The sequence below is a fragment of the Thermosynechococcus sp. genome (assembly GCF_046299635.1).
In the GTDB taxonomy this organism is placed as follows: domain Bacteria; phylum Cyanobacteriota; class Cyanobacteriia; order Thermosynechococcales; family Thermosynechococcaceae; genus Thermosynechococcus.
This window is the reverse complement of record NZ_JBKBHV010000032.1, coordinates 20,832-27,496: the sequence shown is the minus strand read 5'-3', so window position 1 is coordinate 27,496 and position 6,665 is coordinate 20,832. Positions and strand designations below refer to the sequence as shown.

General features: G+C 56.9%; 5 protein-coding genes. 3 read left to right on the top strand and 2 right to left on the bottom strand.

The genetic code is table 11. From position 1 onward, the window contains the following. The coding region (locus ACK4IR_RS11200; protein WP_409874436.1) for a F420-0:Gamma-glutamyl ligase at nucleotides 1-1,045 on the bottom strand (1,045 nt) is incomplete at its 3' end. A 76-nt stretch (nucleotides 1,046-1,121) separates the two neighbouring features. Here ACK4IR_RS11200 and ACK4IR_RS11195 point away from each other — a divergent pair. Genes ACK4IR_RS11195 through ACK4IR_RS11185 form a run of 3 tightly spaced genes read left to right on the top strand, consistent with a single transcriptional unit; the run spans nucleotide 1,122 to nucleotide 5,271 of the window. Then, the gene (locus ACK4IR_RS11195) at nucleotides 1,122-1,898 is read left to right on the top strand and encodes a DUF1350 family protein (protein ID WP_409874439.1); all 777 of its coding nucleotides are present in this window, start codon (nucleotides 1,122-1,124) and stop codon (nucleotides 1,896-1,898) included. A 49-nt stretch (nucleotides 1,899-1,947) separates the two neighbouring features. Beyond that, nucleotides 1,948-3,186 (top strand): tryptophan synthase subunit beta, encoded by a 1,239-nt coding sequence (gene trpB, locus ACK4IR_RS11190; protein ID WP_409874435.1) that lies wholly within the window; start codon nucleotides 1,948-1,950, stop codon nucleotides 3,184-3,186. 36 nt (nucleotides 3,187-3,222) lie between these two features. After that, a complete protein-coding gene (locus ACK4IR_RS11185; protein WP_409874434.1) occupies nucleotides 3,223-5,271 on the top strand; it encodes a cation:proton antiporter in 2,049 nt (682 codons plus the stop codon). Here ACK4IR_RS11185 and asnS read toward each other — a convergent pair. Beyond that, nucleotides 5,268-6,656 (bottom strand): asparagine--tRNA ligase, encoded by a 1,389-nt coding sequence (gene asnS, locus ACK4IR_RS11180; RefSeq protein WP_409874433.1) that lies wholly within the window; start codon nucleotides 6,654-6,656, stop codon nucleotides 5,268-5,270. The two genes, ACK4IR_RS11185 and asnS, sit on opposite strands and share 4 nt — an antisense overlap. Nucleotides 6,657-6,665 lie beyond the last annotated feature (9 nt).

The window sequence follows — 6,665 nt, the reverse complement described above, 5'->3', positions numbered from 1 at the left end:
CGTTGACATCTACAATGGCGATGCCTAAGCCTGTTTTGGCGGCAAGATCATCCACAACAGCTTGGGGGTTGGCAGGCCCCATGACAATAAATTGATCGTAGGGAGGTAGGGTACCTGTCACGTCGTCAATGAGGCGGGCTTGTTCCCCGGCCAATTGATAAAAGCCCCCCTTGTGGCCAAAGAGCTTGGCGATCGCCCCCCCCAAAAAGGCCAAGAGCACCCGTAGCGCTCCCACTTCCTCTACTAAGGCCTGCATGCCACAGGCGGTGGCCAAGCTGGAGGTGGGCAAGAAGAACTGGCACACCCGTGTGGCGACCCAGCCGGGGCGCAGTTGGGCCGGATCTTTGAGGCGGCCTTGAATAATCGCAAGGGGGGTTTCGCCAATGGCGACAATATCCCCCGCTTGGGCATGGGGCATCACATAGCGATTGATCACCTCAAGGGGAATATCCAAGGGGGTGAGTAAATGGGTACGAATGGGCAGCACCTGACACCCTTCTGCCTGCCGCCACACGCCCGTTTCTCCCCGAGCCGGAAACTTGAGCGGGATAAATTCATGGTGGGTTTTGGCAAAGCGACCGTGGGAGCCATAGGCAACGTAGTGAATCTTTACCCAAGCGGCCTTGACCTCGCTCACGCCGATTCCCTGCAAATCCACACAAATTTCCACCTGGGTTTGCTTGGTGGACTTGACAATGTAGGCAAACCAGTAGCCATCGGCGCGGGGGGGAAATTCCGGCTCTGGGTGGCGCGGGATCACCTGCACCTTGGTTTCAACGGTCTCCACACTGCCATCGGAGAGCAGCACCACCTCTGCCCACAGCTGCGGCACCATCACCTCAATCCCTCGGTGGGGATTACTCAGTCCCAATAGCCCGACAAACCGATAATGGGTTGGCTCATAGATTTCCAGATTCCAAGTGGCACGAATGATCTCAAGGGGATGCGCCGGCCGCCGGCGATACCGCCATTCCAACCCAATCGCAACCAAGGCCGCTAGGGTGCCGAGGGTCGCTGCACCGATTGCAATAACTGTTGTGATCATCCCCTGTCCTATACCACTGCATTTCCCGTATTCGCTAGATTACTAGCAGTTGGGCATTTTTGGAGTCACCGGCTTGTTGGAGTGGCAAGAGGTTCGCGGCAACTGGCTATGCATTCCCCCCCGTCCCTTGGGCTGGATTCACTTTCTGGGGGGTGCTTTTGTGGCAGCGGCACCGCAGTTGACCTATCGGCGGTTGCTGGAGCATTTGGCAGAAGCAGGCTACGGCATTATTGCCACCCCCTTTGTGAATAGCTTTGACCATGGGGCGATCGCCCTCGATGCCCTCAATAAACTCGACTATGCCCTTGATTGGCTGGTCTATCGCCGGGGCTATTCCCCGGCTTTACCCCTTTACGGTCTCGGGCACAGTATGGGCTGCAAGCTCCACCTGTTGATCAATAGCCTCTACGATGGCGATCGCGCCGGCAACATGTTCATGGCCTTCAACAACTACGCTGCCGGTCAATCCATTCCCTGGATGGAAAACCTCGCCCCCGTGGGTGTGGAATTCAGTCCCAGCCCCGGCGAAACCGAACAACTCATCCAAGAGCGCTATCCTGTGCGGCGCAACCTGCTCATCCGCTTCCAAGAGGACGATATTGACCAAACCGCGCGCCTGCGCAGTCTCCTCAGGGCAAAATTTGGCGACATGGTCACCGCCTTGCAGCTACCGGGAAATCACCTGACTCCCCTCAGCCAAGGACTCAAGTGGCAAGTGGGTGCAGAATTTTCTCCCCTCGATGCCGTTGGCCAGTGGCTACAGCAAAGCCTCTTTCCCGAAATGCAGGTTCTGGAGGCCTGCCTCTTGGAGTGGCTGAATCCCCTGGGCACTGCCCGCCGTTGCCGCCCCTAACATGGCACAATCGCATAAAGAACCCCTGACCTAAGGAAGGAATTTGCCTGTGACTGTTGCCTCCGCTGCTGCCCTCAGTGCCGCCGTTCGCCCCGATTCCCGTGGTCGCTTTGGTCGCTTTGGGGGCAAGTACGTCCCCGAAACCCTCATGCCTGCCCTCAGTGAATTGGAGGCGGCCTTTGCCCATTACCGCCAAGACCCCGACTTTCAAGCAGAATTGCAGCAACTCCTCCAAGACTATGTGGGTCGTCCTAGCCCCCTCTACTTTGCCGAGCGCCTCAGCGCCCACTATGCCCACGACGCAGCCCAGCCCCAGATCTACTTGAAACGGGAAGACCTCAACCACACCGGTGCCCACAAAATTAACAACGCCCTCGGTCAAGCCCTCCTTGCTAAACGTATGGGCAAACGGCGCATTATTGCCGAAACCGGCGCCGGCCAGCATGGGGTAGCCACCGCAACCGTGTGTGCCCGCTTTGGTCTTCAGTGCGTGATCTACATGGGAGTGCAGGATATGGAGCGGCAGCGCCTCAACGTGTTGCGCATGCGCCTATTGGGGGCAGACGTGGTGCCCGTGAGTGCCGGTACCGGTACCCTAAAGGATGCCACCTCCGAAGCCATTCGCGATTGGGTGACCAATGTGGAAACCACCCATTACATCTTGGGGTCGGTGGCCGGTCCCCATCCTTACCCAATGATGGTGCGGGACTTTCATGCCGTCATCGGAGCCGAAACGCGGCGGCAGTGCCTTGAAAAATGGGGCGGGCTACCCGATATTCTGTTGGCCTGTGTGGGCGGTGGCTCCAATGCCATGGGACTCTTCCATGAATTTGTTGAAGAACCCCAAGTGCGCCTGATCGGTGTCGAAGCGGCCGGCCAAGGGGTGGATACAGGTCACCATGCCGCCACCCTCACCAAGGGAGAAATCGGCGTTCTCCATGGGGCGATGAGTTATGTCCTCCAGGACGAGGACGGGCAAATCATCGAGGCCCACTCCATCAGCGCCGGTTTAGACTATCCGGGGGTAGGGCCGGAGCATAGCTACCTCAAGGACATTGGTCGGGCGGAATACTACAGTGTCACCGATAGCGAAGCGGTGGCTGCCTGTGTCCGCCTTGCCCAGTTGGAAGGAATTCTGCCGGCGCTGGAGACCGCCCATGCCTTGGCCTATCTGGAGACCCTATGCCCGCAATTGACGGGTCAGCCGCGCATTGTGGTTAACTGTTCCGGACGCGGCGATAAGGACGTGGAAACCATTGGCCGGTACTTTGAGGCTCAGCAAGTATAGCCTATCCTGAAGGAAGAGCAGTCGGCGATCGCATCCATGGATGTAGGTAACCCCATTTTTGTTTTTACGGTTCTGTTGGCCGTGATTTTGCTGGTTCCCCCTGCGTTTGAGCGGTTACGCCTGCCGGGGTTGGTGGGGCTGCTGTTGGCCGGTGTGATTTTAGGACCCCATGGCTTGCAGTTTCTTGACCATGGGAGCGAAACCATCAAACTGCTCTCCGGCATCGGCAAGGTGTATTTAATGTTTGTGGCCGGACTGGAAATTGACCTGCGGCAGTTTCGCAAAACTCGCCATCGCTCACTTGTGTTCGGCGTCTGCACCTTTATGGTGCCCATTGTTACCGGAATTATCATCGGTCGCTGGTTTGGTTTTGGCTGGAATGGTTCGCTCCTCATTGGTTCGCTGTTGGCCTCTCACACACTGCTTGCCTATCCGATTGTGCGGCGGCTTGGGGTTGTCCAAAATGAAGCCGTCACCGTTACGATTGGGGGAACGATTTTTACGGATACAGCGGCTCTTGTTGTCTTGGCTATCTGTGTTGGCATCAACAGGGGAGAGTTTACGGCGCTCACCTTGGTCAATCAACTGATCACTCTCAGTCTCTACTGCTTTCTGGTGCTGTGGGGCTTTGACCGGGCGGGTAAAGAATTTTTCCATCGATCGCCCGACGATCAGGGGAACCAGTTTCTCTTTATTCTCTTGACGTTATTCGTGGCTTCCGTTGGCGCGCAACTGATTGGCGTTGAGCAGATTGTCGGCGCGTTTTTAGCGGGTTTAGCGGTCAATGATGTTTTAGGCGATAGTCCCGTCAAGGAGAAGGTGGAATTTATCGGCGGGGTGCTCTTTATCCCCTGCTTTTTTGTGGATATGGGGCTGCTGATTGATATTCCAGCCTTTGTCCAAACCCTGTCCTCCATTGGCATTACGGTGGCGATCGTTGTCGGTCTCATTGGCAGTAAGTTCATTGCCGCCTGGCTGTCTGCTTTGTGGTATCGCTACACCGCCATGGAAATGCTCACCATGTGGTCTCTCTCTTTGCCCCAAGTGGCGGCCACCCTAGCGGCTACCCTGGTGGGGTTTCAGGAGGGGATTCTCACCAAGGACATCCTCAACAGCGTCCTAGTGCTGATGGTGGTGACCGCAATTCTAGGGCCAATGATCACAGCGCAAACGGCCACCCGCCTTCCGATTCCCCAGCCCCAACAGGAGGCAATCGAAGAACTGGCCATGTGGTGGGATAGCAGTGAAGACCCCCAACCCCATCCCTTTACCATTGTCGTGCCGGTTCAGAATCCCCAAGCCCAGCGATCGCTGGTGGAATTGGCGGCTCTGCTGGCTCGCCATGAAGCCGGACGGGTTGTGGCAGTGGCGATCGTCCGTGGCCAAGTGCACATGGATGACCCCCAGCTCGATGCCGCCCTCAATCGCAGTCGCAAACTGGTGCGTCGCGCCGTGGAACTGGCAATTCCTTACGGGGTTGAAGCCACTGCCGCCATCCGCATTGATGACGAGGTTGCCCTTGGGATTACTCGCTTTAGCCGCGAACAAAACGCCAGTTTAATTGTCCTCGGCTGGTCGGAAACCAGTAGTTTACGAGCACGGCTCTTTGGCAACCTGATCGATCAGGTGGTCTGGTCTAGTGCCTGTCCGGTGGCCATTACCCGCCTTTTGGATACGCCAGAACACATTGGCTCGATTTTGGTGCCCACCCGCGATCTTAGCCCCAGCACCCTGCGGATTGTCAGTTTTGCCCAGGCCCTCGCCACGGCCAGTCAAGCCACCGTGGTGCTGCTGCATGTGGTTTTACCCACCACCCCCCCCGAGCAGATTGCCCAGTTTGAAGAGGATCTGCGGGAGATTTTACATGAGACCGGAGGAGGCGGTGCCGTTGACATCAAAACCGTTGCCAACAACGACATTGCCGCTGCAATTCTCCAAGAAGCCCAACAGTGCGACTTGGTGTTAATGCGCTCGATTCAGCGAGGGACTGCCGGCGGGCTAACGGTGAGTGACATTACAACCCAAGTGATTCAGCAATTACAGACCTCCATCATCCTCTTTGGGGAACCCCACCGCCTCAGTTAAAACTCGGCGTTGCCCGGTGTCCGTGGAAAGGGAATGACATCCCGGATATTGTCCATCCCCGTCATGAACTGCACCAAGCGCTCAAAGCCCAAGCCAAAGCCGGCGTGGGGCACACTGCCATAACGGCGCAAATCCAAATACCACCAGTAAGAGGCAGGGTCTAACCCGTGGCTAGCAATCCGCTCCTGCAACACGTCAAGGCGTTCTTCCCGCTGCGAGCCGCCGATAATCTCGCCGATTTTGGGGGCAAGGACATCCATGGCCGCCACGGTTTTGCCATCCTCATTGAGGCGCATATAAAAGGCTTTAATGTCGGCAGGATAATCATAGACAATGACAGGGCGCCGACAGTATTCCTCGGCAAGATAGCGCTCATGCTCCGATTGCAAGTCCAGCCCCCAGGCCACCGGAAACTCAAAGGGGCGGCTGCTCTTTTCAAGGATTTGGATGGCCTCGGTGTAACTAAGGCGGGCAAAGGATCGGGTGGCCATCTGTTCGGCGGTGGCTATGACGCTATTGTCAATCCGCTCCTGAAAGAAGGCCATCTCCTCCGGGCAGTGGTCAAGGACAGCGCGAAAGACAAACTGCAAGAAGGCCTCCGCCAGTTCCATATCCCCTGCTAAATCGCAAAAGGCCATCTCTGGCTCCACCATCCAAAACTCGGCAAGGTGGCGGGAGGTATTCGAGTTTTCTGCGCGGAAGGTCGGGCCAAAGGTATAGACATTGGTGAAAGCGGTGGCCATAATTTCTGCTTCCAGTTGGCCACTGACGGTGAGGTAGGCACGGCGACCAAAAAAGTCTTGACTAAAGTCAATTGTCCCTTGAGGGGTTCTCGGTGGTTGGTTGAGGTCTAGGGTGGTTACCGTGAAGAGTTCCCCTGCCCCTTCGCAATCACTGGCGGTAATGATGGGCGTGTGTACCCAGAGGAAGCCCCGCTCCTGAAAGAATTGGTGAATCGCCATGGCACAGGCATTGCGTACGCGCATCACGGCGCCGAGGGTGTTGGTTCGCGGTCGCAGATGACCGATGGTGCGCAGAAATTCAAAGCTGTGGCGTTTCTTTTGCAGAGGATAGGTTTCTGGATCGGCACCGCCCCAAAGGTGAATGTGTTGGGCATGGAGTTCAATGGCTTGGTTTTTGCCGGGGGAGCGCACCAGTTCGCCCCTAAATTCTGCGGCAGCGCCGGTGGTCAGGTCTTTGAGGGCCGGGGTGGCGGCTGCCAAGGTATTGGGAATGACCACCTGCAGGCCGGCGAGGGTTGAGCCATCGTTGACGTTGATAAAGGTGCATTCTTTGAGTTCGCGTTTGGTGCGCACCCAGCCCTTGACGGTGACGCGATCGCCCACTTGACCGTGCTGAAGAATGTCCTTAATCCGCTGCTGCATGGGTCTGAT

Bases quoted from the DNA above. Each gene is read 5' to 3' on its own strand.
- ACK4IR_RS11185 (WP_409874434.1), top strand. From the start codon at position 3,223: ATGGATGTAGGTAACCCCATTTTTGTTTTTACGGTTCTGTTGGCCGTG.
- asnS (WP_409874433.1), bottom strand. From the start codon at position 6,656: ATGCAGCAGCGGATTAAGGACATTCTTCAGCACGGTCAAGTGGGCGAT.